This window comes from Methylobacterium sp. B4, assembly GCF_003201865.1.
Taxonomy (GTDB): Bacteria; Pseudomonadota; Alphaproteobacteria; order Rhizobiales; family Beijerinckiaceae; genus Methylobacterium.
The window spans coordinates 250,376-273,676 of record NZ_QJJJ01000001.1 but is presented as its reverse complement, the minus strand read 5'-3'; the positions used below and the strand labels follow the sequence as shown (position 1 = coordinate 273,676).

Here is a 23,301-nt window from a genome sequence, read left to right as displayed (position 1 = left end):
TCAGGGGCCGTGACAGGTTCCAACCCGAAGATCGTGAGGCTGACGCGGGTCTGACGTGCCGATCGGCACGGCTCGCGCTGCAAGTGGCTTAGACGTTGCGCATAGCGCTACCGCTGCTCGGCGCATCCGCCCAACACGCATCAGATCTATTGCGCAACTTAGAACTCTGGATCGTAATCGTCTGCGATTGCAGGCTGAGACCTCTCGACGATCCAGGTATCGGCAATGGCGGTAGGAGCCGCTCTCGATTTGGGCGGGCTGGTGAGCATGGTTGCCCAGAACGCCCCTGTTGCGAGGGAAAAAGCGAGCATGAACAGATAGATAGCACGCATGATCATGATCCCGGATCAAGCAGGCCTACGGTGTCGTCCGCTCACCGTATCGCAAAGTATATGGTGTGGCGAATCGCATGGCTTACAAAACAGCTTGCAGCTTTTGCGGCCAAGACTAACAATCGACTATCGCATGGTCGAAAATAATGAATAATATATCTTCTAACGGCCTGTTTGATTATTTTCCTGCAGGAGCGAGTGGCAGTCGAGCGATGCGCCCATTCGTCGATACCATGACAATTTGTCGTTCGGCAGTTCGCAGGTCTCGCTAGGTCGGGATCGGGCTCTGCACGGTCCAGCTGATCGAGTTTTTGACCCTAGGACACTCCTCAGCCCATCCCCCCGGCCTCAACGATGAACCGGGCCACGGCATCCGCCCCGTGGCCCTCGCGCAGGGAGGCGAAGACGTAGGGCCTCGTGCCCCGCATGCGCCGGGTGTCGGCCTCCATCACCGAGAGGTCGGCGCCGACCAGCGGGGCGAGGTCGGTCTTGTTGACGATGAGCAGGTCGGAGCGGGTGATGCCGGGGCCGCCCTTGCGGGGGATCTTCTCGCCGCCGGCCACGTCGATGACGTAGAGCGTGAGGTCGGCCAGCTCCGGCGAGAAGGTCGCCGCGAGGTTGTCGCCGCCCGATTCGATCAGCACGAGGTCGAGCTTCGGGAAACGGCGGCGCATCTGCGCCACCGCCGCGAGGTTGATCGAGGCATCCTCGCGGATCGCGGTGTGCGGGCAGCCGCCGGTCTCGACGCCGAGGATGCGCTCCTCGGGCAACGCCCCGGCCACGGTGAGGATGCGCGCATCCTCCTTGGTGTAGATGTCGTTGGTGATCGCGCAGATCTCGTAGGTATCTCGAAAGCGGCGGCAGAGTTGCTCCATCAGCGCCGTCTTGCCCGAGCCGACGGGGCCGCCGATGCCGACGCGCAGGGGTCCGTTCGCGGATGCCATGGGTTCGAAACAATCCTCAGGAGCGGAAGATGCGGGAATACTGCGTCTCGTGCCGGAAGGAACCGAGATCGAGCCGCAGGGTGGCGCTGCCGAGCGCATCCGCGTCGGCCTCGCAGCACGGGCCGGCGAGCGCGGCGATGCGGGGGGTGAGCGCGGCGAGCAGGACGGTGCCCGCGCTCTGGCCGACGGGCGCGACGCGCAGGGCCGCCGAGACGAGGTTCTGGACGAAGGCGAGGCCGTAGGCCGCGACCGTGGCCTCCCGGGCGACGCCGTGCGCGCCCGCCGCCGCGCCGACCGCGACCGGGTAGGCGACCGGACCGTCGAGACGGGCCGCCATCTCGGTGAGGGCCGCGGAGGGCCAAGCGTGCAGCGTCGCGTCGAGGAAGCTGCGGCCCTGCTGGCTCGTCTCCAGATGGAGCTCGCGCGACGGAGCCAATGCCAGAGCGAGGTCGTTGATCCCGGCGAGTTCGTCCGCGATCCCGACGGCGCGGTGCGCGCAGGCGCACAGGATCATGTCATTGCGGCCCGCACCCCGCTCCAGCACGTCGGCGAGCCAGTCGGCGAGGGTGGCGGCATCGCAGACGTCGCCGCACTCCACCGCCCATTCGAGCCCGTGCGAGTAGGCGAAGGCGCCGACCGGATAAGTCGGCGACAGCCACGCCATCAGCCGCAGGGCGTCAATCATGGGGGTGATGGTGGCCGTGCGCGTCGTCGTGTGCATGCCCGTGCCCATGGCCGTGCCCGCCGGAATAGGCGCCGCCCTCGGGCCGGAACGGCCGCGTCACCGGCTCGGCGCGGCCTCCCAAGCCCCGCACCATCTCGGCGAGCACGTGGTCATGCGCGATCCAGATCGCCTCCTCGCCGATCTCGGCGGGAATGTGCCGGTTGCCGATGTGCCAGATCAGCCGTTTCAGGGCGAGCGGGGAGGGCGCGCGGATCTCGAGCAGCACCTCGGGCGCCGCCTCGACCCAGATCAGTCGCCCGTCCTCCAATGCCAGGGCATCGCCGTCATCGAGGGCGGTGGCCTCGTGAAGGTCCAGCAGGAAGGCGGTGCCGCCGACGCCGCGCATTGCCATGCGGCGGCGGTGCCGGTCGCCCGAATCGAGCACGATGCGGTCGACGATCTCGCCGCAGCCGAGACGGTCGCGGCGGATGACGCGGGTGGCGCGGATCATGATTCAGAACAGGAAGTAGCGCTGCGCCATCGGCAGAACCTCCGCCGGCTCGCAGACCAGCAATTCTCCGTCGGCGCGCACGTCGTAGGTCTCCGGGTCGATCTCGATGGTCGGGGTCGCGTCGTTGAGGATCATGCTCTTCTTCGAGATGCCGCCGCGCACGTTCTCCACCGCCACGAGTTCCTTGGAGACGCGCAGACGCTCCTTGATTCCATCCTCGATCGCCGCTCGCGAGACGAAGGTGAGCGCGGTGGCGTACGGGGCCCGGCCGTAGGCACCGAACATCGGGCGATAATGCACCGGCTGCGGGGTCGGGATCGAGGCGTTGGGATCGCCCATCGGCGCGGTGGCGATCATGCCTCCTTTCAGCACGAGGTCCGGCTTCACCCCGAAGAAGGCGGGCGTCCACAGCACGAGGTCGGCGAGCTTGCCCGGCTCCACCGAGCCGATGTGACGCGAGACGCCGTGCGCGATCGCCGGGTTGATCGTGTACTTGGCCACGTAGCGCCGGGCGCGCAGGTTGTCGTTGCCCGAAGCGTCTCCGGGCAGGGCGCCGCGCTGGCGCTTCATCTTGTCGGCCGTCTGCCATGTGCGGATCACGACTTCGCCGACCCGGCCCATGGCCTGACTGTCGGACGACATCATCGAGAGCGCGCCGATGTCGTGCAGGATGTCCTCCGCCGCGATGGTTTCCTTGCGGATGCGGCTCTCGGCAAAGGCGAGGTCTTCGGGAATCGACGGGTCGAGGTGGTGGCACACCATCAGCATGTCGAGATGCTCGTCGATGGTGTTCTTCGTGAAGGGCCGCGTCGGGTTCGTCGACGACGGGAGCACGTTCGCGAGGCCGGCGACCCGCATGATGTCCGGCGCATGGCCGCCGCCCGCGCCCTCGGTGTGGAAGGCGTGGATGGTGCGCCCCTTGAAGGCGGCGATCGTGTCCTCGACGAAGCCCGATTCGTTGAGCGTGTCGGTATGGATCATGACCTGCACGTCGTAGGCGTCGGCCACCGACAGGCAGGTGTCGATCGCGGCGGGTGTCGTGCCCCAATCCTCGTGCAGCTTCATCGCGCAGGCGCCGGCGCGGATCATCTCCTCCAGCGCGCCGGACACCGAGGCGTTGCCCTTGCCGGCAAAAGCGAGGTTCATCGGGAAGGAATCCGCCGCCTCGATCATCCGGGCGATGTGCCAGGGCCCCGGCGTGCAGGTGGTGGCGAAAGTGCCGTGCGCCGGCCCGGTGCCGCCGCCCAACATCGTCGTGACGCCGGAGCACAGAGCCTCCTCGATCTGCTGCGGGCAGATGAAGTGGATGTGGCTGTCGAAGCCGCCGGCCGTGAGGATCTTGCCCTCGCCCGCGATCACCTCCGTGCCGGGGCCGACCACGATGTCGACACCCGCCTGAATGTCCGGATTGCCTGCCTTACCGAGCCGGTGGATGCGGCCGCCCCTGAGGCCGACATCGCATTTCACGATGCCCCAGTGGTCGAGCACCACCGCGTTGGTGATGACGGTATCGACGGCGCCCTCGGCGTTGGTCGCCTGCGACTGGCCCATCCCGTCGCGGATCACCTTGCCGCCGCCGAACTTCACCTCCTCACCGTAGGTGGTGAAATCGCGCTCGACCTCGATCTCCAGGCAAGTATCGGCGAGCCGGATGCGGTCGCCGGTGGTCGGCCCGAACATGGCGGCATAGGCGGCGCGGGGAAGGCGGGCGGACATGGCAGAGGCTCGAATTTCGGGTCGGTCGATCGAGGGAAGCAGGGTTGGTGCCGGAAGCGGCGTGCAGCCGCTCCGATCAGCCCGCCGGTCCGGGCGGCGGCGCACCGGGCGGCGGCGCGGAGGCATCCGCGGGAGCAGCGGGATCCGGGGCCGGCTGCGCCGCCGCCTTCGGGCGCTTCTTGCGCACCACCTTCCTCACTTTGACGACGGGCTTGCGCGCCACGCGGGCGCGCATCTCCTGAAGCATCTCGAGCTGGATCTGCTGGATCTCGGCGAGACGCTGCCACTGCTTGGTAACGAGGTGATCCATCTTCTCGTGCAGATGGCGGATCTCGAGTTCCGCCTTCAGGTTGACGCGGTAGTCGTTGTTCGAGCGCAGACGGCCCGCTTCTTCGCGGGCGCGGGATGCGCCCTTGCGTCGAGCGCCATCGGCGCCGGATCGTGCCCCTCGTCGGTCAGGCTCACGGGCTACCCACGACATCGCTGCGAAAGCGTTGCCCGTGCGCCCAACCGAGAGCGCGGGCGGCGTCACGTCCCGGCCAGGCATCACAGCGTCCCCCGCACCTCGGCGGCGGCGCGGTCGAAGAGGCTCTCCAGGGCGGCGTTGGTGCCACGGCAGCCCGCCACGACCTCTCCCGCCCAGGCGATGTAGTCGGCGATCCGCTGCCGCTCCCAGCCTTCCGGAGGGCTCGCCGTCAGGGAGCGGAGATTGCTGGTCTTGTCGGCGATCTTGATCGCCTTGGCGCCCGCGGACTTGTGCGGCGCCGCCTCGACCTGTCGGCGTTTGCGCTCGGCCTTCGGGAGAGACTTGTCGTCCGTCACCTCCGCGACCAGGGCGGCCACGCGTGGGCCGAACAACTGCTCCAACGCCTCGCGGTCGGTCTGCGTGTCTTCGAGCGTATCGTGGAGCCAGCCGGCAGCAACGAGAGCGGCATCGGGTTCGGCCGCCGTCTCGGCAAGAAGAGTCGCGACTCCCGCCAGATGGTTGACGTAGGGTTCGCGCGCGGTGCCCTTCCTGTGCTGCGCCGCGTGCCGGCGGGCTGCGAAGTCAGCCGCCCGCGTCACGAGCGCCAGGTCGTCCCGACGATCCGAAGCGAGCTCGCTCACAGCGGCCCCATCACGTCGCCGCGGAAGCCGTACACCGTCCGCGCGCCGGAGAGCGGCACCAGCGTCACCTCCCGGGTCGAGCCGGGCTCGAAGCGCACCGCCGTGCCCGGGGCGATGTCGAGGCGCTGGCCCCGGGCCCGCTCGCGGTCGAAGTGCAAGCCCGGATTGACCTCGAAGAAGTGGTAGTGCGAGCCGACCTGGATCGGCCGGTCTCCGGTATTGGCGACCTCGATCACCGTGCGCGGCGCGCTTTCGTTGAAGACGATCTCGCCAGGAAGCGTCGTCACCGTGCCCGGCACCTCGGCCGACGGCGTGTCGCGGATCGGATGGTGGACGGTGACGAGCTTGGTGCCGTCGGGAAAGGTCGCCTCGACCTGAATGTCGTGGATCATCTCGGGCACGCCCTCCATGACCTGGGAGGCGTCGAGGACGCGGGCACCCGCCTGCATCAGCTCGGCCACGGAGCGCCCGTCGCGGGCGCCCTCGACCACGCAATCGGTGATGAGCGCGACCGCCTCCGGGTGGTTGAGCTTCACCCCCCGTGCCAGCCGGTTGCGGGCGACCTGCGCGGCCATGGCGGCGAGGAGCTTGTCTTTCTCGCGGGGCGTGAGGAGCAAGGGACGCGTCCTGGCAGTGTGGAAGTTTCCGCCCGAGCAAGAAGCATGCGCGGGCACGGGTCAAGCGATCGGAGGCCGGTCAGCTCTGCCAGACGCGAGGCATCGGACGGCCGCGCCAGGCGGCGAGGAAGCGGGCGGCGCCCTCGCGCAGGGGCGCGATCGTGGGCGCGAGCATCCGCACGGCGAGGTGGCCGTTCCAGGCGCTGGCGCCGGCTTCGACGGCGGCCGGCAGCGCGTCGAGGAGCGTTCGAGCTTCCTCGAGCCGCGCCTCGGCACCCGGCGAGAGATCGAGAAGCGTCGCGAAGGCGCGGGCGCCGCCGCCGATGGCCCTGCGGGCCATGAGCGCGGTGACGGTTCCGTCGAGGCGCAGCGCATCCGCGTAGGCGAGGCGGCCGTCGCGGCGGATGCGCCAGCGATCCTCGAACAGGGCTTCCTCCAGCTGCTCCCCGCGGGCGGCGCGGCCCAGCACCACGATCTCCGCCACGAGCAGGACCGCGTCGGCGGCGAGATCCGCCTCGAAGCGGCGACGGAGCCGCGCCCTGTCGAACAGGATCGTCTCCTGCGGCAGCCAGTCGAGCCGTGCACCGGGACCGACGGACACGCGATTGTCGATCTCGGCGCTCGGCCCGTCGGAGCGGTAGATCTTCTCCGCCGCGGTCGTGGTCAGCACGCAATGCCCGTTCGCCGCGACCGTCACCTCGACCTCGAAGCGGTCGCCGCAGGCGATACCGCCGCCGGTGTTGACGAGCACGCCCTCCAGCATCACCTCGGCGCCCTGGCGGGGCACGCGAAGGCGCAGGGGACCGCTCTCGGCGAGATCGACGATTCGGGTCGGGCCGGGCCGACCCTCCGCGCTGCCGGCCGGAGCGACGCGCAGTCGCACGACGCCGTGCGAGCGCTGGCGGACCGGAGCGGGCCGGATCGGGTCGGCGGCGGAGATGGGCGATTCCTCGGGGTCGGGCGGGACGGGCCCTTCATCGGTCAGGGAGCGCCCCGGCCGCAAGGCGCCGGCCCTTGTGTCCCTCACGAAAAACCGCCGCGTCGGTCGCAACCGTCGGCAAGGGGGAGGCGCGCGCGGCGCGCTTACGCCGTGTGGTGCCGTCCTGCACCGATATCGGGCAGGGACGGCGCGCCAGGGGGCGCCGGATGAGCTATCTTGCCCTCGACGCGGGCCGCGTGCATCCCGGTCCGGTCACCCGCGCAGGGACCCGCCCGCGAGCCTTGCGACCCTCCGTATCACGATCGGGCGCCCGTCGGCCCCGAGAGGCACTCGCCATGACGTCACCCGATACCGAGGCCGCCGTCTCCGCCTCGGAATTCCGCGAGGCGATGGCCCGGCTCGCGAGCGCCGTGCACCTCGTCACCACGGACGGGACCGGCGGCCGGGCGGGTCTCACGGCATCCTCGGTCTGCAGCGTCAGCGACGGTCCGCCGACTCTGCTGGTCTGCCTGAACCGCGCCTCGTCCGCCTATCCGGCCGTCCTGCGCAACGGGGTGCTGTGCGTCAACACGCTCTCGGCCGAGCACCAGGCGCTGGCCGCCGATTTCGCCGGCCGCGTGCCGATGGGGGAGCGCTTCGGCGACCGGGAATGGGGCCGGCTGCGGACGGGCGCGCCGGTCCTGCCGGACGCCCTGGTCGCCTTCGATTGCCGGATCGTGGATCGCCACGCGGTCGGTACCCACGACGTGCTGATCTGCGCGGTCGAGGCGATCGCCGACCCGTCGGATGCCGACGGCCTGCTCTATGCCAAGCGGCGCTATCACATCCTGCCGCACCGGCGCCCGGCCGGGGCCTGACACCGCGGCCGCGGGCCGGGCCGGCGGCTAAAGCTGGCGCGAGAGGATCAGCGGTCCGGCCTGCGCAGCACCCCGTCCGTAGGGTGAGGGCGAGAGGGAGGGCCGGCCATAGACGCTCGGCGTGCGCGCCTTGGCGACTTCCTCGGCCAAAGCCTTGATCAGCCCTTCCGAGACCGTACGCGCCGTGGCGAGCACCTGCTGGTTGGTCTCGACCACGGCGGCGAAGCGCCCCTGGGCCGCCTTCAGCGCCTCGAGCCCTTCCGGCGCGAAGCGGGCCAGCGCGATGGCGTTGGCCTTGGCCGCCTCCAGGCCGTTCATATAGGCCGAGGCGAGGGTGGATTTGGCGTCTGAATCCGCGAGCGCCTGGGCGATGCGGCCGGCCCGCACCCCGTCGCTCTCCCGGGCGAGCACGGCTTCCAGCTCCCGCATGGTGGCGAGAAGGCCCTGGACGAAGGCGCGGGCCGAGGACGGATCGGCAAGGCGCAGGGCCTGTGCGGGGTCAGCGGCCATTCCCGGCCTCCTGCAGGCGCATCATCTCGGAATAGACCTGATTGCTGATGCCGACGCCGCCCGTCTTCACGATGGCGTTGGCGTATTCCTTGGTGAGCATCGAGCGCCAGACGCCGCCGCCGGTGCCGTTCTCGCCGAGGGGACCGTCCGTGCCCTGGGTCTGGGTCAGCTTCTCGAGGCTGTCCTCTAGGAACATCTTCTCGAACTCGTCGGCCGTCTTGCGGGCCTTGGCCGAGGCGGCGGACTTGGCGGTGTCCATCGTCTCGGTGTCGGTCTTGGCCAGCGAACCGATCAGGCTCTTGCCGACGCCGACGGCGGCAGAGGCCGCGAAGGTTGCGAGGGGCAGCATGGGGCGGTCTCCCGATTCGAAAAACGTTACATCAGCTCGATGTCGGCCTGGAGCGCCCCGGCCGTCTTGATCGCCTGGAGGATCGAGATCAGGTCGCGGGGGCCGACGCCGAGCGCGTTGAGCCCGTCGACCAGTTCGCGCAGGCTCACGCCCTCCTTCACCAGCGCGAGCTTGTTGCCGTCCCCGGTATCGACCTTCACGCCCGTGCGCGGCACCACCGCCGTCTGGCCGTTCGAGAGCGGGCCCGGCTGGCTCACCATGGGCTGCTCGGTGATGGTCACCGTGAGGTTGCCCTGCGCGATGGCGACGGTGGAGACGCGCACGTCGCGGCCCATCACGATGATGCCGGAGCGCTCGTCCACCACGACCCGCGCGGTCTGGTCGGGCTCGACCTTGAGCTGCTCCACCTCGGTGATGAGGCGGATCATGTTGCCGCGATACTTGGCCGGGATCTGCAGCGTGATGGTGGCCGGGTCGGTCGGCTCGGCGGTGTCGGCGCCCATGAAGTCGTTGATCGCCGAGGCGATCCGCTTGGCGGTGGTGAAGTCGGGGTTGCGCAGCGACAGGCGCAGCGAGCGCGCCTCGTTGAGCTTGAACGCCATCTCGCGCTCGATCAGCGCGCCGTTGGAGATGCGTCCGTTGGTCGGCACGCCGCGGGTGATCTTGGCGGCCTCGCCCTCCGCCGAGAACCCGGCGATCGCCACCGAGCCCTGCGCCAGGGCGTAGATCTCGCCGTCGGCGCCGAGCAAGGAGGTCGCCACCAGCGTGCCGCCCTGAAGCGACTTGGCGTCGCCCAGCGAGGAGACGGTCACGTCGATATGCGTGCCCTGGGTGGCGAAGGGCGGGAGGTTGGCCGTCACCATCACCGCCGCGAGGTTCTGCGTGCGCATGGTGGCGCCGCGGGTGTTGATGCCGAGCCGCTCCAGCATCGCCTGGAGGGACTGCTTGGTGAAGGGGATGTTGTTGAGCGTGTCGCCGGTGCCGTTGAGGCCGACGACGATGCCGTAGCCCACGAGCTGGTTGGTGCGCACGCCCTCGACGCTGGCGAGATCCTTCACCCGCGACAGGGCGTCGGCCCGGCCCGGCAGCAGGATCGCCAGGCAAGCGAGGAGGGTGGCCAGGGAGCGGGGCGAGAGGAAGCGAGGCAGGGGCATCGGAACTCGGGCGGCCGGCGGAGGCGTCAAGCGCCGGCTCTTCCCCTGCCAGGGTCGTGCCATCCGGCAAGGCACTGACATTCCTTGATTTTCACTGAGCAGGAGGCGCTAGGCCATCGCGATCGGCCGGGCGTTTCCTGCCGGCCCGGCAGCTTCTGCCGGCCCGTTTACCTGCGCTTAACCCTGTCGGCCGATTTTTCGAGTGGCCAGCGCTCGCCGTCCGTCGGTGCTGCGCTCAGAGGTTTCGAACCATCATGCGCGTCGACACACGCTTCGCCGCCGTCGCGGCCGCCTCGCTGGGCGCGCCCCGGCGGGCCGCCGCGCCGGGCGCCTTCGCCCCGGAAGGGGCGGAGCCGCAGCGGGCCGCGACCGCGGGCACCGCCCAGACCGGGATGCTCGCCGGGCTCGACGCGATCCTCACCCTTCAGGAGCAGGACGGAGCCGACACGCCGCGGGAGCGCCGCCGCCGCTCGGTGCAGCGCGGGCACGACCTGCTCGACGGGCTCGACCGGCTCAAGGCCGCGCTGATCGGCGGACGGGTGGCGACGGGCGACCTCCAGGCCATCGCCGGCCGCCTCGCCGAGCGGATGCCGGAGAGCGGCGACCCGCGCCTCGACGCCCTGGTGGCCGACATCGAATTGCGGGCGGCGGTGGAACTCGCCAAGCTCGACGTGGCGCGGGGTCTGTGACCACGAAAAAGGGCCGGGCCCCGCTGAGGTCCGGCCCGGTCGATCAGTAGAAATAGGGCCGCGGGCGGTAGTAGCCGTAGGGCCGATAGAAGGGCCGCGGGCGGTAATAGCCGTAGGGCCCGCCATAGACCGGACGGCCCCAATAGGGCCGGGGTCCCCAGCGGTTGGGGCGGCAGATGCCCCAGGGATTGGGGTGGAAGCCCGGCCCGCAGCCGCCGGCGGTGCGCTCCACGAGCGTGGAGTCCGGGGCGGCGAGGGGGAGGGGGCCGAGAGGGGCGGCCTGGGCGCTTCCAGCCACGCCGAGGCTGCCGGCGATCACCGCAGCCAATGCGAACGCCTTCGCGTGCGTCATCGTACGATCTCTCCGTTCGGGCCGGACCATCCGGCCGATGCCGGACGTTAGGTCCGCCTCGATGAACCGTCGCTGACCGGCTTCGTCTCCCTCGCTCCCTCCGAAAAAGCCGCCATCCTCCCTCCGGCGGGCGCGATCACGATGCGGGTGCCCGCTCGGGCTGACCGCTCGCCGAGATTGACGCCTCCGCCCCGATCCCCGACAAGGCGGCCCGCGCGAGCGGGCGCGCGCCGATCTCGCCGTGATCCTCGAAGGGCCTCGTCCGCGCCGCGATGCTGTTCAATTCCTTCGTCTTCCTGCTCGCCTTCCTGCCGGCCGCGCTGCTCCTGCACGCGGCGGCCGAGCGCTACCGGCCGCAATGGCGCCTGCCGGTGCTCGCGGGGCTGTCCTTCGTCTTCTACGGTTGGTGGGACTGGCGCTTCCTGCCGCTGCTGCTCGCCTCGATCGGCGTGAACTGGGGGGTGGCGCGGGTCCTGCCGCGCGACCGAACCGGCTGGCTCTTCCCGGCCGCGCTCGCGGGAAACCTCGCGGTTTTGGCGGCCTTCAAGTATCTCGGCTTCTTCACCGAACTCGTGGACCTGATTCCCGGCCTCGACCTGCCGCGGGTCGATCTCGCCCTGCCGCTCGGGATCTCGTTCTTCACCTTCCACCACATCATGTACCTGACGGACCTGAGGGCGGGACGTGCCCCGTCCTTCGGGCTCACCCGCTACGCCCTCTATATCGCCTTCTTCCCGCAGGTTCTCGCCGGCCCGCTCGTGCGCTGGAGCGAGATCATGCACCAGTTCGAGGAGCGCCCCTACGCGCGGCCCGACGCGGCCGAGCGGATCGGGCGCGGGCTGATGCTGCTCACCGTGGGGCTGGCCAAGAAGGTCTTCCTCGGCGATCCGCTGGCGGCCTACGCCAACCCGGTGTTCCAGGCGGCCGCCGCCGGCAAGACGATCACCGTCGCGGAGGCGTGGCAGGGGACGCTCGGCTTCACCTTCCAGATCTACTTCGATTTTTCCGGCTACACCGACATGGCGCTGGGGCTGGCGCTGCTGTTCGGGATCGTGCTGCCGCAGAACTTCGACGTGCCCTACCGCGCCACCTCGCTGCGCGACTTCTGGCGGCGCTGGCACATGACGCTGTCGCGCTTCCTGCGCGACTATCTCTACATCGCCATGGGCGGAAACCGCCGCGGCCTCGCGCTCCAGGTCGGCGCACTCTTCGCCACCATGACGCTCGGCGGCCTCTGGCACGGGGCCGGCCTGACCTTCGTCGCCTGGGGTGCCGCTCACGGCGTCGGCCTCGGCGCGGGCGTGCTCTGGCGCCGGGCGGGCGGGCGGATGCCGCAGCTTCTCGGCTGGGCGCTGACCACGCTGTTCGTGGTCCTGACCTGGGTGCTGTTCCGCGCCACCTCCTTCGAGGCGGCTTTGGCGATCTACAAGGGTCTGCTCGGGCTCGCGCCCACCGGCACCGGCTTCAAGTGGCGCACGATCCTGATCGCCGCCGCGGTCGCGATGATCGGCCCGACCGCCTGGGCGGCGGTCCACCGCCTGCCGCCGAATCGCTGGCTCGCGCTCGCCTTCGCCCTCGTGTTCGTCGTCGTGCTCCTCAAGATCGGGGACGATGCGAACTACGAGTTCATCTACTTCCAGTTCTGAGATGGCGACTCCTTCCGCCAGCGCCGGAACGCGGGACTGGGCGGGCTTCGCGCGCCTGTTCGTCAGGGTCGCGGTCGGCCTGCTCGCCGGCTACCTCGCGCTCGCCTTCGTGATCGATCCCTACGACAGCGGGCGCTCGACGCTGCTCTCGGCCGGCGCCGTGCGCCCGCAGGGCCCGCGCACTGCCGCCGCCCTGCGCGGGCGCGACCCGGCCTTCGAAGGCGCGGTGTTCGGCAATTCCCACATCCAGCTCATCGAGCCCGCGCGGCTGACCGCCGCCACCGGCATCCCCTTCGTGCAGCTCTCGGTGCCCGCGACCGGCCCCGGCGAGCAGCTCGCCCTGCTGGCGTGGTTCCTGCGCCACCATCCGCAGCCGAAGGCCCTGGTCCTCTCGGTCGACGACCTTTGGTGCACGGACGATCCCGCGCTCCCCAACGACAAGCCTTTTCCGTTCTGGCTCTACAGCCACGATCCGCTGGCCTATGCCCGCGGCCTCTTGCGCCTGCCGGTGGCCCAGGAGGTGGTCGGCCGCATCGGCTGGCTGCTCGGCGCGCGCCGACGGCAGGCCCGAGCGGACGGCTGGTGGGACTACGAGCCGGACTATCTCATGCTGGGCGACCTCGATGGGGAGCGCTTCCGCGCCGCCCGCGAAACCTCGGCCCCCGAGGAGGCCGCGCCCGGCCGGGCCGGGCCCGGCTTTCCCGCCGCCGCTCGCCTCGGCGAGGCCCTGGCCACCCTGCCGGAGGACACCGCCTTGGTCGCGGTCCTGCCGCCCGTCTACGCCGCGGGCCGCCCCCGTCCCGGCACGCCGCGGGCGCGGGCGGAAGCGGCCTGCCGCTCGGCCCTGGAGGCGGCCCTGCGCCGTCACGGGCGCAGCACCCTCGTCGACGGGCGGCGCGAACGGCCGGCCCTGCACGACCCCGCGCTGTTCTTCGACCAGACCCATTACCGGCACGCCCTGGCCCGGCCGCTGGCGGACGAGATCGCCGACGCCGTCCTCCGCCTGCGTGCCGCGCCGCCGACCGCGCGGTGAGGCGCAGGCCGTGGACCGATCCGCCTTCGAACCGGTCGGACGGCGACCTTAGCGTGTCGTCTGTGCCGCAATGCGGCAGCTTTTCACTTCAGAGTGTGCAAGGCGCCCGCAACGCGTTGTAGAGGCAGCCCGGCTCGACTATAGCCTCGCCGACGATCGCCGCTGACCGGCAGGGAGCGCGAGGATAAGACGATGGCGAAGGTCACGATCGAGGACGGCTACAGGCCCTCCGACGACGAGCCCTTCATGAATGAGCGGCAGCGCGAGTATTTTCGGCGCAAGCTGCTCAATTGGAAGAGCGAAATCCTGCGCGAGGCGCAGGACACGCTGACGGCGCTTCAGAGCGAGAACGAGAACCATCCCGATATCGCCGATCGCGCCTCCTCGGAGACCGACCGGGCGATCGAGTTGCGGGCGCGCGACCGCCAGCGCAAGCTGACGAGCAAGATCGACGCGGCACTCTCCCGGCTGGAGGACGGCTCCTACGGCTTCTGCGAGGAGACCGGCGAGCCGATTTCCCTCAAGCGCCTCGATGCGCGGCCGATCGCGACCCTGTCGCTCGAAGCCCAGGAGCGGCACGAGCGCCGCGAGCGCGTCTACCGCGACGACTGAGTTCCTCCCTCGACTTTCGCCAGGGTCAAATTGGGCGGGCCTTGGGAGCGTCGGAGGCCGGTCAGTGCCGGCCCGCGTCGATCCGCACGAAGCTGCGCACCGGCCCGAGATCGGTCTCGCTGCGCGTATCGACCGAGAGGCGCCCCGCCACCGGCGCCGCCGTCCGCCCTGCGCCCGTCTGGAGGCCGGCGGCGACGCGCCCCGACAGGCGCAGGCAGGTCGTCGTGCCCGGGATGCGAACGAACCCGGCCCCCTCCCGCGGACACGGCTCCATCGGCGCTTTCGACGGCAGCGGGGCGCGCTCGAAGGCGACTGCCGACAGCGAAATCAGCCCGAGGAGAGCCAGCACGAGGGCGGCGCCGAGCCTGATGGCCGCTTTCGTCATCTCTTCCCCTCCCGGTTTCCCGTCATGCCCGTGCGGCGGTGACGCATCAGTAGTGCGGCGGAGGCGGCTCGGGCGCACCCGGGGCCCGGAAGGCGGCCTCCTCGACTTGCTCCTGCAACCGGGCCAGCCCGCGCTTGAGGCGGTCGATCACGGCCCATTGCGCGGTGATGGCCGCGTTCAGATCCTCGATCACCGCCTCCTGCTCGGTCAGCCGGATTTCGAGGCGGGCGATGCGGTCGTGGTTGGGGTCGGGCGGGATTGCGGACGGCACTTCGCTCATGGGCCGACCATGCCCACCGGAAGCAGGCTCTGACAACAGGTAGCGCTCGGTGGGACGCGGCGCGCATCTCGATCGGCCTGGGGATCGTTCACCGACGTATACCCCACCTGCATTCGCTGCATAACGCTCGATGCGGGGGGGATCGCAGGACGCCGCCGTCGACGTGCGCGGAAGAGCGAGAGCCGACCGCATCGAGAATTCGGAGAAGGATTTCCTCTCGCAAAGACCATTTTCCGCCTCTCGAACCCCTGTCCTCGGATCGAACCCGCTTCGATGGTGCCAGCGCGGAAGGGATGATGACGGCACGCCGATCGTGCCGAAGCCGTGCGCCGCCCCGATCGCCCGAAAAACACTCGAAAATTCGAGGGATGCCGTGCGGCCTCCCTTCAGAAATGTTTCGTCAGTGTCGCCGGACGACGGCACGTGGAACCATGACAGACCGCACAATCCCTGATCATCACACCGTCATCCTTCCGGCGCTGTGCTGGAGTCGGCGGCAGCCCGACTTCCACGCGGTGACGCAGGACATTTCGCGCAGCGGAATCGTCTTCCGCTCGGCCGTGTCGCCGCAGATCGATCAGCTTCTCACCTGCAGCATCCGCTATATCGGGCTGCTCGAAGCCCGGGTCACCGGCACGGAGGAGAACCGCTTCACCGTCCGCGTACGGGTCTCCCGGCAGCGGTCGGCGGAGATTGCCGGCACCATGATGGCGCTGGCGCGCGAGCAGGAGCCGTCGCTCGACACCCCGCGGGTCCATCCCCGGATCAGCCCCACGCGCAAGGACGTGCTCGTCACCCTCGTGGACGGGCGAATCCTGCCGGGCCGGCTCATCAACATCTCGGCCTCGGGCGCCGCACTCAGTCTCGATTACGGCCTGGCGAACGGCACGCCCATCACGATCGGCGGCACCGCGGCCCGCGTGGTGCGGACCTTCCCCGACGGGATCGGCGCCGCATTCACCTTCCCCCTCGACCCGGCGCAGGTTCACGCCGGCATCCAGTTGTGAGGCCGCTCCCGGCCCCCGCCCTCGCATCCCGGCCGCGGAAGGTCTAAGTCCCGGGCTCGCCCCTGCCCGAGGAAGCGGCCGAAAGCCTGCCCGTGACCGACTACATCAAGAAGATCCTCTCCGCCCGCGTCTACGACGTGGCGATCGAGAGCCCGCTCGACCCGATGCCCCGCCTGACGAAGCGGTTCGGCCGCCCCGTGCTGCTCAAGCGCGAGGATCTGCAGCCGGTCTTCTCGTTCAAGCTGCGCGGCGCCTACAACAAGATGACCTCACTGCCCCGGGAGCAAATCGAGCGCGGCGTGATCTGCGCCTCGGCGGGCAACCACGCGCAGGGTGTGGCGCTGGCCGCGGCCAAGCTCGGCGTGCGGGCGGTGATCGTGATGCCGCGCACGACGCCCGCGATCAAGGTCGATGCCTGCCGGGCGCGCGGCGCCGAGGTGGTGCTGCACGGCGACGCCTTCGACGAGGCGCTGGCCGAGGCGCGCCGCCTCGAGGCGCAGTGGGGTCTGACCTTCCTGCATCCCTTCGACGATCCGGAGGTGATCGCGGGGCAGGGCACCATCGGCATGGAGATCCTGCACCAGCATTCCGGGCCGATCGAGGCGATCTTCGTCCCCATCGGCGGCGGCGGCCTCGCGGCGGGCGTCGCCACCTTCGTGAAGTACCTGCGCCCCGAGACCAAGGTGATCGGCGTCGAGCCGGACGATGCCGCCACCATGGCCGAGGCGATCCGGGCCGGCGACCGGGTGACGCTGGCCAGCGTCGGACTGTTCGCCGACGGCGTCGCCGTGCGGCAGGCGGGCGAGGAGACCTTCCGCCTCTGCCGCGAGCATCTCGACGCGGTCATCACCGTCGACACCGACGCGATGTGCGCCGCCGTGAAGGACATCTTCGACGACACCCGGGCGATCTCCGAGCCCTCGGGGGCGCTCAGCCTCGCGGGGGCCAAGGCCTGGGCGGCGGAGAATCCCGGCAGCGGACCGCTCGTCGCGATCTCCTCCGGCGCCAACCTCAATTTCGACCGCCTGCGCCACATCGCCGAGCGGGCGGAGATCGGCGAGGAGCGCGAGGTCCTGCTCGGCGTCACCATCCCCGAGCGGCCCGGCGCCTACCGCGCCTTCATCGCGGCCCTCGGCCCTCGGGCGATCACCGAGTTCAACTATCGCTACGCGCAAGGCAGCGACGCGCGCATCTTCGTCGGCATCAACCTGCCCGGCGGCAAACCCGAGAAGCGCGACCTGATCGCGGTGCTGGAGCGGGCCGGCTACGGCGTCGCCGACATGAGCGACAACGAGATGGCCAAGGTCCACGTCCGCTACATGGTGGGCGGCCGCGCCACCGGCCTGCCGGACGAGCGGCTCTACCGCTTCCAGTTCCCCGAGCGCCCGGGCGCGCTGATGAAGTTCCTCGAAGCCCTCGGCGACGACTTCAACATCAGCCTGTTCCACTACCGCAACCACGGGGCCGATTACGGGCGGGTGCTGGCCGGGATCGAGGTTCCGGCCTCGGAGCGTGCCCGCTTCGACGCGGCCCTCGACGCGCTCGGCTACCCGTGCGTGGACGAGACCGACAATACGGCCTACCGGCTGTTTCTCGACAACGGCGTGGGCGCTCATCCCAGCCCGGATTGAGCCGTCTTCCGGGCGCAAGCCGGGGATCGTAACCTACGGCCCTTCGGCGGCTCCGCCGCACGGAGAACGGAGCGACGATCCATGCGCGCAGCCTCCCTCGCTCTCCTCGCCCTCGCGTTGCCGGATCCTGCCTTCGCCGAGCCCCGGCCCCAGCCGGAAGGCGGCGCCGACCGGCCGAATCTTGGGCGCGGCGCCCCCCATCTCCAGCGCGAATCGGACGATTCCGCTGCTCGTCAAGCCGACTTCGATCGGCGAATCGCGCAGCGCAGCAACCGGGCGGCCCGCTCGATCTGCGCCGGATGCGGCGCCGGCAGCGGCGGGCGCGGGGCGGGCGTCACGCCGAGCCTGCGCAGTCCCGGGCGGGACGAGCCGAGGCCCGGCAACCCGGCCGAAGCCCCGCTCGACTGATCGCCCCGGTCCCGGTCAGGCGGCGGTCGCAGGCTGGGAGCGGAATAGCGCGGTGCAGCCGGCATCGCGGTGCATGCTCAGGATCGAGGCGCGGTCGATCTCGGGATGCTCGGCCAGAATGCGGCGCACATCCTCCACGACCTTCTCATAGCGGTGCGCGTCGTAATTCTTCTCGAGCGGACTCACCGCGATATAGGCTTCGACCACGAGGACGCGTTCGGCGCGATCCTTGGTGACGTCGACGGCGATCCAGGCCGATTTGACCAACCGGTTTGCGGCAAGCATGGGACGATCCTCCGATGCCGCCGCGTGATCGGGCGGCTTTCGTGCGAGGAGAATGAACCCCGTCGAAGGACTTGCCAAGAGACGGTCGGAGCGGCGACCTGGCCGATACAGATGTTTTGCAACATCGGCACCGCCACACCCTCACGAAAGCGCCTCTGCGCAGGGCCGTTCGGCTCTGCGCCTTTCGCGCCTGGCGCCGATCAGTTGTCGGAGACGATCCGCAACCGCACGGTGCCCGTGGGTCGGGCCTGTTCCGCCGGCATCCCCCTGTCCTGACCGATGACGGAGAGACCGTCCGCCTTCGCGCGTTCCTTCATCTGGGCAGGTCGCGCGATCCAGCGCACCACCTTGTCGCCGTTGTGGCGGCGCGCCTGCCGCTCCGCCATGCGCTGCATCCAGCGCGGATGAGTCGCGTCGTCTCGGACCATTGTCCATCCCCTCGGGGAAACGCACCGGCGCGGTCGGCGCCCCCTAGCGCCTACGGCACTCCACCGCCGGTGGTCCCGATAGGCTTAGCAGGCATGGGAGCCGGGAAGATTGCATCCTCCAAATTAGGGATATCCCGCAAAATTCGATCTTAGGTAGTCAGCTTTCGTCAAGACTGCATCTGAGCCGAAGCGAGCCGCGAGTGATGCCAACCATCTGACATACAATTGGTTTTTACGATGGTCGGCAGACTGATCGGCCGCCCGGCGCAGAATCCGGACTTCGGCGCCGCGCGAGGAAATTCCTCACACCTGCCGGCCACTTCACCGCCCACGCAATGGTTCGCGCAACAAACCGCCAGAGAATCACACCTCACGTTTCGCAAGAACCGCGTGAGGCGGGAGGCACAGCCGACGGCCGGAATCCGCACCGTCACCGGGCGAAAGCGCGCTTTCCCTTCTCTCGACGCCGAGAGCTTGACCGCGACGCGGGCTTGCGCGCACGAGGGCTCATGCTGACGCTCGTTCGCCTGATGGCCTGGACCGTGGCCCTGGCCCTCGTGGTGGTGACGTTGTCGCCGATCGAGGACCGGCCGGTCATCACCTCGCCGCACCTGGAGCGGGCCGCCGCCTACGGGCTGTTCGGCTTCCTGCTCGCCCTGTCCTATCCGCGGCGATGGATGCTGGCGCTGGTCGCCTGCGTGGTGCTCGCCGGCACGCTGGAAGCGGCGCAGGGCCTCACCGCGAGCCGGCACGGCCGGGTGTTCGATTTTCTGGTGAAGGGCGGCGCGGCGGCGGTCGGCGCGCTTGCCGCACACGCCTTCTACCTCCTGCTCCGCCGCCGCGCCGCACCCTGACGCGGCAGCAGGCGTCGCGCGCGAGACGACGCCCTACTGATCGCCGTAATAGGAGAGGTACCAGTCCACGAAGGCGGGGATGCCCCGCTCCAGCGGCGTCTCCGGCAGGCTGCCGACGAGGGCGTGCAGGAGTTCGGTGCTGGCATGGGTACGGATCACGTCTCCGGGCGGCAGCGGCTTGAGCACCCGTTCGGCCCTGCGGTCCAGCGCCGCCTCTAGCGCACCGATCATCGCGTCGAGCCGCACCGGCCGCCCACCGCCGATATTGACGAGACGATAGGGCGCGACGGCGCTCAAGGTATCCGCCGCCGAGACCGGCCCGCCCTCCGTCGGCTTGGGCGGCGGGCGCTCGGACAGAGCGAGGATGGCGTCGATCAGATCCTCGATGAAGGTGAAGTCGCGCTCCGCCGCCCCCTCGCCGAACACCTCGATCGGCTCGCCGGCCAGGATCTTGGCCGTGAACAGGAACAGTGCCATGTCCGGCCGTCCCCACGGCCCGTAGACCGTGAAGAACCGGAAGGCCGTGGTCGGCACGCCGAACAGGTGCGCGTAGGAATGCGCCATGGCCTCGTTGGCGAGCTTCGAGGCGGCGTAGAGAGTGAGCGGCGAGACCGCCCGGTCGGTCTCGCGGAACGGCACCTGCGCATCCCCGCCATAGGCCGAACTCGTCGAGGCCAGGAGCAGGTGCCGGACCGGGTGGGCGCGCACCGCCTCCAGCAGGTTGGCGAAGCCGACGAGGTTCGCATCGACATAGGCGCCCGGGTCGATCAGGCTGTAGCGAACGCCCGCCTGGGCCGCGAGATGGAAGACGAGATCGGGCTTCGCGCGCGCCATCACGTCGAGCAGGGCGCCGGGCGTCTCGAGCCGCCCTTCCACCGCCTCGAAGCCCGGATGACGGGCGAGGTCGGCATGGCGCGCCCGCTTCAGGGCGACGTCGTAATAGGGGGAGAAAGCATCGAAACCGGTGACGCGGTGGCCCGCCGCGAGCAGCCGGCGGCCGAGCGCATGGCCGATGAAACCGGCCGAGCCGGTGACGAGAGCGTGCATGCGGGCCCCGGCGCGTGGTTCGGTGTGAGGGTGTCGGATACCTCCACCGCTTCCCCGCGGCAAGGAATGGCGCTCGATCGGCGCCGGCCGCCACGGTCGGCCCCGGATGAGGGTGGCAGGCGGGTGCGACGTCCGAGCCTGCTTCCAGCGCGGACCTGTCGCGCCGGACAAGGGGTTGTTTGTAACGAAATCAGGTTTACTTAGCCCAGACTATCAGCCGACTTACGCCTTGTTCCCGGGCGCGCCGACGGTCCCGCTCCAGGGTGGGTTCCGAATGGCGTTGCGCCCGTGGGATGGAAAGGTCGAGCCGGCCGAGACATCCATCCAAGTCGCAGGGCGCCGAGACGCCCCTCGCTTGGTTCCAGCGAGTTCGAACACCGAGTGTCCGCCCGATGAACCAGCTTTTCCGCCTGCCGCAGATCGGCGAGGCCGACGCGATTGCGGAGCCCTCCGCCGATCTTCGCGTGCCCTTCGCCCAATCCGGCGCCTTCGTGTGCAAGTTCATCATCGGCGAGCCCAGCGATCAGGCCGTGTGCTGCGGGGCACCGGTTGCCGACGGCAAGAGCTGGTGCGCGTATCACCGCCGCGTCGTCTTCGAGCCCGCGCGTCCCGGCCGGGTTCGCTGAAGAAGCGCGCGACGCTCAACGCACGCCCCGGCCCGGCCGCTCGTGACCGGGTGGGGCCTCACTCCGCCTCGTCCCCATCGAATGACGGCCCGCCCGTCACGAAGCCGGCCGGTACGGCGGCTCCGCGCCAGCGCATGACGAGGCGCCCGTTGGCCTGACCGTCGCGGTGGAAGAGACCGAGTTCGCCCGGCGTCACGCCCGCCGTTCCGTATCGCCGCTGCGCGTAATAGGCAGTGGCCGGAGCGTCGGGCTCGATGGTGCCGTAGACCGGACGCCACCCGTGCATCTGTCGCACCACCTGCGGACGGTACGCCGCCATCCGGGGCGGCGTGCGTAATGCGACCCGCCTCTCCGGCTGGCTCGCAAGCTTCGGAGCGCGCAACCGTGCCTGTCGCTCGATCCGGGGCCGTGCTGCAACCGTTCGAATCTGCTCCCGGCGCAGCTTGGCCGAGCGCCGCGGCGGCCGACTCTCGGCGCGCACCGATGCGGCGGACCCGTCCACCTTCGCGGGCATCGCGACGGGCTTCGGGGCGGCGGCGCTTCCCGGAGCGGGCTCGGCCCGCGCGGGCGGATCGGTCCATTTTCCGGAAGACTTCGCCTCGGCGCCCGGCTCCTGCGCCCGGACGGTCCCGGCTGCCAGGATCGTGCCGAGGACCGCGAGGAGGGTTCGGAAACGGCTGCCGCTCGTCATGGAAAACCCCTTCGGGTTCGGAGAACGACAACGCACCGCTGCGACACCCGCGACCCGGGTGTGCATCGGGACGCCGTGCACGCGACGGCTGAATCTAGCGCCCGCCGGCCAGAGCGTCCATTGATCCATGTAAGTGTCCCTCATGAAACTCCCGGCGGTCCGGTGTCGACGAGGTCGGCACCGGCCGGGCGGCGCTTCCTCGGCCGCGCCTCCGTCCTATCTTCCCAGGCAGGCTCAAGCCCTCACGGAACGATCTCGGGGACCCTTCATGGCGGACGGCTCGGCGGCGCGGCGCGTCTGGATTCGTGACCCCCTCGCGATCCTGGCGGAGGGGGCGGCCGGCGGTGTCGTCGTCGAGGGCAGCCGGATCGCGGAGTTGCTGCCGGCGGGCGCCCGACCCTCGACCCCGGTGGAAGAGACCTTCGATGCCTCGCGCCACGTGGTGATACCCGGCCTCGTCAACACGCATCACCACTTCTTCCAGACGCTGACGCGGGCCCATCCGGCCGCGATCAACAAACCGCTCTTCCCCTGGCTCAAGGCCCTCTACGGGATCTGGGGCCGGCTGAACCCGGAGGCGTTCCGCCTCGCCACCCGGCTGGCCTATACCGAGTTGCTCCTCTCGGGCTGCACCACGGCCGGGGACCACCACTACCTCTTCCCCGAGGGATTGGAGCGCGCGGTCGATATCCAAGTGGAGGAAGCCAGGGCGCTGGGCATCCGCGCCGTCGTCACCCGCGGCTCGATGAGCCTGCCGGAGGAGGAGGGCGGCCTGCCGCCCAGGGCCCTGGTGCAGGACGACGACACGATCCTGGCCGACAGCGAGCGGGTGCTGTCCCTGTTCCACGATCCCGCCCCGGGGGCGATGGTGCGGATCGGCCTCGCGCCGTGCTCGCCCTTCGCCGTCACCAAGCGGTTGATGCGCGAGAGCGCGCAACTGGCCGAGCGCTACGATTGTCCGCTCCACACCCATCTCGGCGAGACCCGGGACGAGAACGCCTTCTGCCTCGAAGTCTTCGGGCAGCGCCCGGTCGATTACCTGGAAGAGGTCGGCTGGATGACCGGGCGCACCTGGCTCGCCCACGGCATCCATTTCGATGACGACGAGGTGCGCCGCCTCGGCGCGGCGGGCGTCGGCGTGTGCCATTGCCCGACCTCGAACATGGTCCTGGCCTCGGGCCATTGCCGGACCTGCGACTTGGAGGCGGCGGGCTCCCCCGTCGGGCTCGGCGTCGACGGCTCGGCCTCCAACGACAGCTCGAATTTGATGGAGGGCGTGCGGCACGCCCTGATGATCAACCGCCTGACCTACGGGGCCGAGGCGGTGACCCATCTCGACGCCCTGCGCTGGGCCAGCGAGGGCTCCGCCGCCTGCCTGGGGCGCGACGACATCGGCCGAATCGCGGCCGGGCGCGAGGCGGATCTGGCGCTCTTCACCCTGGACGAACTGCGCTTCTCCGGCGCGCACGATCCGCTCGCGGCCCTGGTGCTGTGCGGGGCGCACGGGGCCGACCGGGTGATGGTGGCCGGACATTGGCGGGTGATCGACGGACAGCCGCTCGGGGTCGAAACCGGACGCCTGCGCGAGGAGCATTCGCGGCTCGCCCGGCATCTGTTCGGCTGAAG

The 23,301-nt window shown here is 70.2% G+C and carries 29 protein-coding genes and 1 pseudogene; 11 read left to right on the top strand and 19 right to left on the bottom strand.

Annotated elements, in window-relative coordinates; all coding sequences use genetic code 11:
- Positions 1–158: 158 nt before the first annotated feature.
- From BY998_RS01370 to BY998_RS01330, 9 genes and pseudogenes are all read right to left on the bottom strand, one after another.
- Positions 159–332, bottom strand: a complete 174-nt coding sequence (locus tag BY998_RS01370) for a hypothetical protein (protein WP_245421435.1) — start codon at positions 330–332, stop codon at positions 159–161.
- Positions 333–661: 329 nt separating this feature from the next.
- Positions 662–1,276 (bottom strand): urease accessory protein UreG, encoded by a 615-nt coding sequence (gene ureG / locus BY998_RS01365; RefSeq protein WP_110349819.1) that lies wholly within the window; start codon positions 1,274–1,276, stop codon positions 662–664.
- A 16-nt stretch (positions 1,277–1,292) separates the two neighbouring features.
- A complete protein-coding gene (locus BY998_RS01360; RefSeq protein ID WP_110350237.1) occupies positions 1,293–1,961 on the bottom strand; it encodes an urease accessory UreF family protein in 669 nt (222 codons plus the stop codon).
- Positions 1,954–2,451: an urease accessory protein UreE gene (locus BY998_RS01355; RefSeq protein ID WP_110349818.1), complete on the bottom strand. Its 498-nt coding sequence runs from the start codon at positions 2,449–2,451 to the stop codon at positions 1,954–1,956. Before BY998_RS01355 ends, BY998_RS01360 begins: the two co-directional genes overlap by 8 nt.
- A gap of 3 nt (positions 2,452–2,454) precedes the next feature.
- The gene (gene ureC, locus BY998_RS01350) at positions 2,455–4,167 is read right to left on the bottom strand and encodes an urease subunit alpha (RefSeq protein WP_110349817.1); all 1,713 of its coding nucleotides are present in this window, start codon (positions 4,165–4,167) and stop codon (positions 2,455–2,457) included.
- 76 nt (positions 4,168–4,243) lie between these two features.
- Positions 4,244–4,549, bottom strand: a pseudogene (locus BY998_RS01345) (DUF1003 domain-containing protein); the annotation flags it as partial.
- 164 nt (positions 4,550–4,713) lie between these two features.
- The gene (locus BY998_RS01340; RefSeq protein WP_110349816.1) at positions 4,714–5,274 is read right to left on the bottom strand and encodes an HD domain-containing protein; all 561 of its coding nucleotides are present in this window, start codon (positions 5,272–5,274) and stop codon (positions 4,714–4,716) included.
- Positions 5,271–5,891 carry an urease subunit gamma gene (locus tag BY998_RS01335; RefSeq protein WP_110349815.1) on the bottom strand — a complete coding sequence of 207 codons (621 nt, stop codon included), beginning with the start codon at positions 5,889–5,891 and terminating at the stop codon, positions 5,271–5,273. The genes BY998_RS01340 and BY998_RS01335 overlap by 4 nt, the downstream gene beginning before the upstream one ends.
- A gap of 79 nt (positions 5,892–5,970) precedes the next feature.
- The gene (locus BY998_RS01330; protein ID WP_245421466.1) at positions 5,971–6,831 is read right to left on the bottom strand and encodes an urease accessory protein UreD; all 861 of its coding nucleotides are present in this window, start codon (positions 6,829–6,831) and stop codon (positions 5,971–5,973) included.
- A gap of 335 nt (positions 6,832–7,166) precedes the next feature.
- On the opposite strand from BY998_RS01330, the gene BY998_RS01325 reads away from it, so the two are divergent.
- On the top strand, positions 7,167–7,688 hold the full coding sequence (locus tag BY998_RS01325) for a flavin reductase (RefSeq protein WP_110349813.1): 522 nt from the start codon (positions 7,167–7,169) through the stop codon (positions 7,686–7,688).
- 27 nt (positions 7,689–7,715) lie between these two features.
- Here the strand turns inward: BY998_RS01325 and BY998_RS01320 are convergent, their stop codons facing one another.
- From BY998_RS01320 to BY998_RS01310, 3 genes are read right to left on the bottom strand one after another with little or no spacing between them, the layout of a single operon-like run.
- A complete protein-coding gene (locus tag BY998_RS01320; protein ID WP_110349812.1) occupies positions 7,716–8,198 on the bottom strand; it encodes a hypothetical protein in 483 nt (160 codons plus the stop codon).
- Positions 8,188–8,547, bottom strand: a complete 360-nt coding sequence (locus BY998_RS01315) for a rod-binding protein (protein WP_110349811.1) — start codon at positions 8,545–8,547, stop codon at positions 8,188–8,190. The genes BY998_RS01320 and BY998_RS01315 overlap by 11 nt, the downstream gene beginning before the upstream one ends.
- A 26-nt stretch (positions 8,548–8,573) precedes the next feature.
- Positions 8,574–9,701 (bottom strand): flagellar basal body P-ring protein FlgI, encoded by a 1,128-nt coding sequence (locus BY998_RS01310; protein WP_110349810.1) that lies wholly within the window; start codon positions 9,699–9,701, stop codon positions 8,574–8,576.
- Positions 9,702–9,955: 254 nt separating this feature from the next.
- On the opposite strand from BY998_RS01310, the gene BY998_RS01305 reads away from it, so the two are divergent.
- Positions 9,956–10,390 carry a flagellar assembly protein FliX gene (locus BY998_RS01305; protein ID WP_110349809.1) on the top strand — a complete coding sequence of 145 codons (435 nt, stop codon included), beginning with the start codon at positions 9,956–9,958 and terminating at the stop codon, positions 10,388–10,390.
- A 43-nt stretch (positions 10,391–10,433) separates the two neighbouring features.
- Here the strand turns inward: BY998_RS01305 and BY998_RS01300 are convergent, their stop codons facing one another.
- A complete protein-coding gene (locus BY998_RS01300) occupies positions 10,434–10,742 on the bottom strand; it encodes a hypothetical protein (RefSeq protein WP_110349808.1) in 309 nt (102 codons plus the stop codon).
- A 272-nt stretch (positions 10,743–11,014) separates the two neighbouring features.
- Here BY998_RS01300 and BY998_RS01295 point away from each other — a divergent pair, with 272 nt between their 5' ends.
- From BY998_RS01295 to dksA, 3 genes are all read left to right on the top strand, one after another.
- On the top strand, positions 11,015–12,388 hold the full coding sequence (locus tag BY998_RS01295; RefSeq protein ID WP_110349807.1) for an MBOAT family O-acyltransferase: 1,374 nt from the start codon (positions 11,015–11,017) through the stop codon (positions 12,386–12,388).
- Position 12,389: 1 nt separating this feature from the next.
- On the top strand, positions 12,390–13,421 hold the full coding sequence (locus BY998_RS01290) for a hypothetical protein (RefSeq protein WP_110349806.1): 1,032 nt from the start codon (positions 12,390–12,392) through the stop codon (positions 13,419–13,421).
- 192 nt (positions 13,422–13,613) lie between these two features.
- Positions 13,614–14,033 (top strand): RNA polymerase-binding protein DksA, encoded by a 420-nt coding sequence (gene dksA / locus BY998_RS01285; RefSeq protein WP_110349805.1) that lies wholly within the window; start codon positions 13,614–13,616, stop codon positions 14,031–14,033.
- Positions 14,034–14,094: 61 nt separating this feature from the next.
- Here dksA and BY998_RS01280 read toward each other — a convergent pair whose 3' ends face one another.
- The gene (locus BY998_RS01280; protein WP_110349804.1) at positions 14,095–14,418 is read right to left on the bottom strand and encodes a porin; all 324 of its coding nucleotides are present in this window, start codon (positions 14,416–14,418) and stop codon (positions 14,095–14,097) included.
- 46 nt (positions 14,419–14,464) lie between these two features.
- Positions 14,465–14,698, bottom strand: a complete 234-nt coding sequence (locus BY998_RS01275; RefSeq protein WP_110349803.1) for a SlyX family protein — start codon at positions 14,696–14,698, stop codon at positions 14,465–14,467.
- Positions 14,699–15,129: 431 nt separating this feature from the next.
- On the opposite strand from BY998_RS01275, the gene BY998_RS01270 reads away from it, so the two are divergent.
- The 3 genes from BY998_RS01270 (at position 15,130) to BY998_RS01260 (ending at position 17,744) form a co-directional block, all read left to right on the top strand.
- Positions 15,130–15,705, top strand: a complete 576-nt coding sequence (locus tag BY998_RS01270) for a PilZ domain-containing protein (protein WP_110349802.1) — start codon at positions 15,130–15,132, stop codon at positions 15,703–15,705.
- Between the two features lie 92 nt (positions 15,706–15,797).
- Positions 15,798–17,336, top strand: coding sequence for a threonine ammonia-lyase, biosynthetic (ilvA, locus tag BY998_RS01265; RefSeq protein WP_110349801.1), 1,539 nt, complete (start codon positions 15,798–15,800; stop codon positions 17,334–17,336).
- 81 nt (positions 17,337–17,417) lie between these two features.
- Positions 17,418–17,744, top strand: a complete 327-nt coding sequence (locus tag BY998_RS01260; RefSeq protein ID WP_110349800.1) for a hypothetical protein — start codon at positions 17,418–17,420, stop codon at positions 17,742–17,744.
- 15 nt (positions 17,745–17,759) lie between these two features.
- Here BY998_RS01260 and BY998_RS01255 read toward each other — a convergent pair whose 3' ends face one another.
- Positions 17,760–18,029, bottom strand: coding sequence for a hypothetical protein (locus BY998_RS01255; RefSeq protein WP_110349799.1), 270 nt, complete (start codon positions 18,027–18,029; stop codon positions 17,760–17,762).
- A 200-nt stretch (positions 18,030–18,229) separates the two neighbouring features.
- The gene (locus BY998_RS01250) at positions 18,230–18,415 is read right to left on the bottom strand and encodes a hypothetical protein (protein ID WP_245421434.1); all 186 of its coding nucleotides are present in this window, start codon (positions 18,413–18,415) and stop codon (positions 18,230–18,232) included.
- Positions 18,416–18,966: 551 nt separating this feature from the next.
- Between BY998_RS01250 and BY998_RS01245 the strand changes: the two genes are divergently transcribed.
- Positions 18,967–19,311 (top strand): hypothetical protein, encoded by a 345-nt coding sequence (locus BY998_RS01245; RefSeq protein ID WP_110349797.1) that lies wholly within the window; start codon positions 18,967–18,969, stop codon positions 19,309–19,311.
- A 33-nt stretch (positions 19,312–19,344) separates the two neighbouring features.
- Here BY998_RS01245 and BY998_RS01240 read toward each other — a convergent pair whose 3' ends face one another.
- Positions 19,345–20,358, bottom strand: a complete 1,014-nt coding sequence (locus BY998_RS01240; protein ID WP_110349796.1) for an NAD-dependent epimerase/dehydratase family protein — start codon at positions 20,356–20,358, stop codon at positions 19,345–19,347.
- A 392-nt stretch (positions 20,359–20,750) separates the two neighbouring features.
- Here BY998_RS01240 and BY998_RS01235 point away from each other — a divergent pair, with 392 nt between their 5' ends.
- A complete protein-coding gene (locus BY998_RS01235; protein ID WP_110349795.1) occupies positions 20,751–20,984 on the top strand; it encodes a hypothetical protein in 234 nt (77 codons plus the stop codon).
- 58 nt (positions 20,985–21,042) lie between these two features.
- On the opposite strand, the gene BY998_RS01230 is transcribed toward BY998_RS01235, so the two are convergent.
- On the bottom strand, positions 21,043–21,675 hold the full coding sequence (locus tag BY998_RS01230; protein WP_110349794.1) for a hypothetical protein: 633 nt from the start codon (positions 21,673–21,675) through the stop codon (positions 21,043–21,045).
- A 268-nt stretch (positions 21,676–21,943) separates the two neighbouring features.
- On the opposite strand from BY998_RS01230, the gene BY998_RS01225 reads away from it, so the two are divergent.
- Complete coding sequence (locus BY998_RS01225) at positions 21,944–23,299, top strand: 8-oxoguanine deaminase (RefSeq protein ID WP_110349793.1); 1,356 nt, start codon at positions 21,944–21,946, stop codon at positions 23,297–23,299.
- Positions 23,300–23,301: the final 2 nt, after the last annotated feature.

What these genes read in the sequence shown, in the direction of transcription:
- BY998_RS01255 (WP_110349799.1), bottom strand. Translation starts at nt 18,029, where the DNA reads ATGCTTGCCGCAAACCGGTTGGTCAAATCGGCCTGGATCGCCGTCGAC.
- BY998_RS01245 (WP_110349797.1), top strand. Translation starts at nt 18,967, where the DNA reads ATGCTGACGCTCGTTCGCCTGATGGCCTGGACCGTGGCCCTGGCCCTC.
- BY998_RS01315 (WP_110349811.1), bottom strand. Translation starts at nt 8,547, where the DNA reads ATGCTGCCCCTCGCAACCTTCGCGGCCTCTGCCGCCGTCGGCGTCGGC.
- BY998_RS01370 (WP_245421435.1), bottom strand. Translation starts at nt 332, where the DNA reads ATGCGTGCTATCTATCTGTTCATGCTCGCTTTTTCCCTCGCAACAGGG.
- BY998_RS01260 (WP_110349800.1), top strand. Translation starts at nt 17,418, where the DNA reads ATGCGCGCAGCCTCCCTCGCTCTCCTCGCCCTCGCGTTGCCGGATCCT.
- BY998_RS01275 (WP_110349803.1), bottom strand. Translation starts at nt 14,698, where the DNA reads ATGAGCGAAGTGCCGTCCGCAATCCCGCCCGACCCCAACCACGACCGC.
- ureG (WP_110349819.1), bottom strand. Translation starts at nt 1,276, where the DNA reads ATGGCATCCGCGAACGGACCCCTGCGCGTCGGCATCGGCGGCCCCGTC.
- BY998_RS01240 (WP_110349796.1), bottom strand. Translation starts at nt 20,358, where the DNA reads ATGCACGCTCTCGTCACCGGCTCGGCCGGTTTCATCGGCCATGCGCTC.
- BY998_RS01310 (WP_110349810.1), bottom strand. Translation starts at nt 9,701, where the DNA reads ATGCCCCTGCCTCGCTTCCTCTCGCCCCGCTCCCTGGCCACCCTCCTC.
- BY998_RS01325 (WP_110349813.1), top strand. Translation starts at nt 7,167, where the DNA reads ATGACGTCACCCGATACCGAGGCCGCCGTCTCCGCCTCGGAATTCCGC.
- BY998_RS01355 (WP_110349818.1), bottom strand. Translation starts at nt 2,451, where the DNA reads ATGATCCGCGCCACCCGCGTCATCCGCCGCGACCGTCTCGGCTGCGGC.
- BY998_RS01290 (WP_110349806.1), top strand. Translation starts at nt 12,390, where the DNA reads ATGGCGACTCCTTCCGCCAGCGCCGGAACGCGGGACTGGGCGGGCTTC.
- BY998_RS01320 (WP_110349812.1), bottom strand. Translation starts at nt 8,198, where the DNA reads ATGGCCGCTGACCCCGCACAGGCCCTGCGCCTTGCCGATCCGTCCTCG.
- BY998_RS01250 (WP_245421434.1), bottom strand. Translation starts at nt 18,415, where the DNA reads ATGGCGGAGCGGCAGGCGCGCCGCCACAACGGCGACAAGGTGGTGCGC.
- BY998_RS01225 (WP_110349793.1), top strand. Translation starts at nt 21,944, where the DNA reads ATGGCGGACGGCTCGGCGGCGCGGCGCGTCTGGATTCGTGACCCCCTC.
- BY998_RS01300 (WP_110349808.1), bottom strand. Translation starts at nt 10,742, where the DNA reads ATGACGCACGCGAAGGCGTTCGCATTGGCTGCGGTGATCGCCGGCAGC.
- BY998_RS01360 (WP_110350237.1), bottom strand. Translation starts at nt 1,961, where the DNA reads ATGATTGACGCCCTGCGGCTGATGGCGTGGCTGTCGCCGACTTATCCG.
- BY998_RS01235 (WP_110349795.1), top strand. Translation starts at nt 20,751, where the DNA reads ATGAACCAGCTTTTCCGCCTGCCGCAGATCGGCGAGGCCGACGCGATT.
- BY998_RS01295 (WP_110349807.1), top strand. Translation starts at nt 11,015, where the DNA reads ATGCTGTTCAATTCCTTCGTCTTCCTGCTCGCCTTCCTGCCGGCCGCG.
- dksA (WP_110349805.1), top strand. Translation starts at nt 13,614, where the DNA reads ATGGCGAAGGTCACGATCGAGGACGGCTACAGGCCCTCCGACGACGAG.
- BY998_RS01305 (WP_110349809.1), top strand. Translation starts at nt 9,956, where the DNA reads ATGCGCGTCGACACACGCTTCGCCGCCGTCGCGGCCGCCTCGCTGGGC.
- ureC (WP_110349817.1), bottom strand. Translation starts at nt 4,167, where the DNA reads ATGTCCGCCCGCCTTCCCCGCGCCGCCTATGCCGCCATGTTCGGGCCG.
- BY998_RS01280 (WP_110349804.1), bottom strand. Translation starts at nt 14,418, where the DNA reads ATGACGAAAGCGGCCATCAGGCTCGGCGCCGCCCTCGTGCTGGCTCTC.
- BY998_RS01270 (WP_110349802.1), top strand. Translation starts at nt 15,130, where the DNA reads ATGACAGACCGCACAATCCCTGATCATCACACCGTCATCCTTCCGGCG.
- BY998_RS01230 (WP_110349794.1), bottom strand. Translation starts at nt 21,675, where the DNA reads ATGACGAGCGGCAGCCGTTTCCGAACCCTCCTCGCGGTCCTCGGCACG.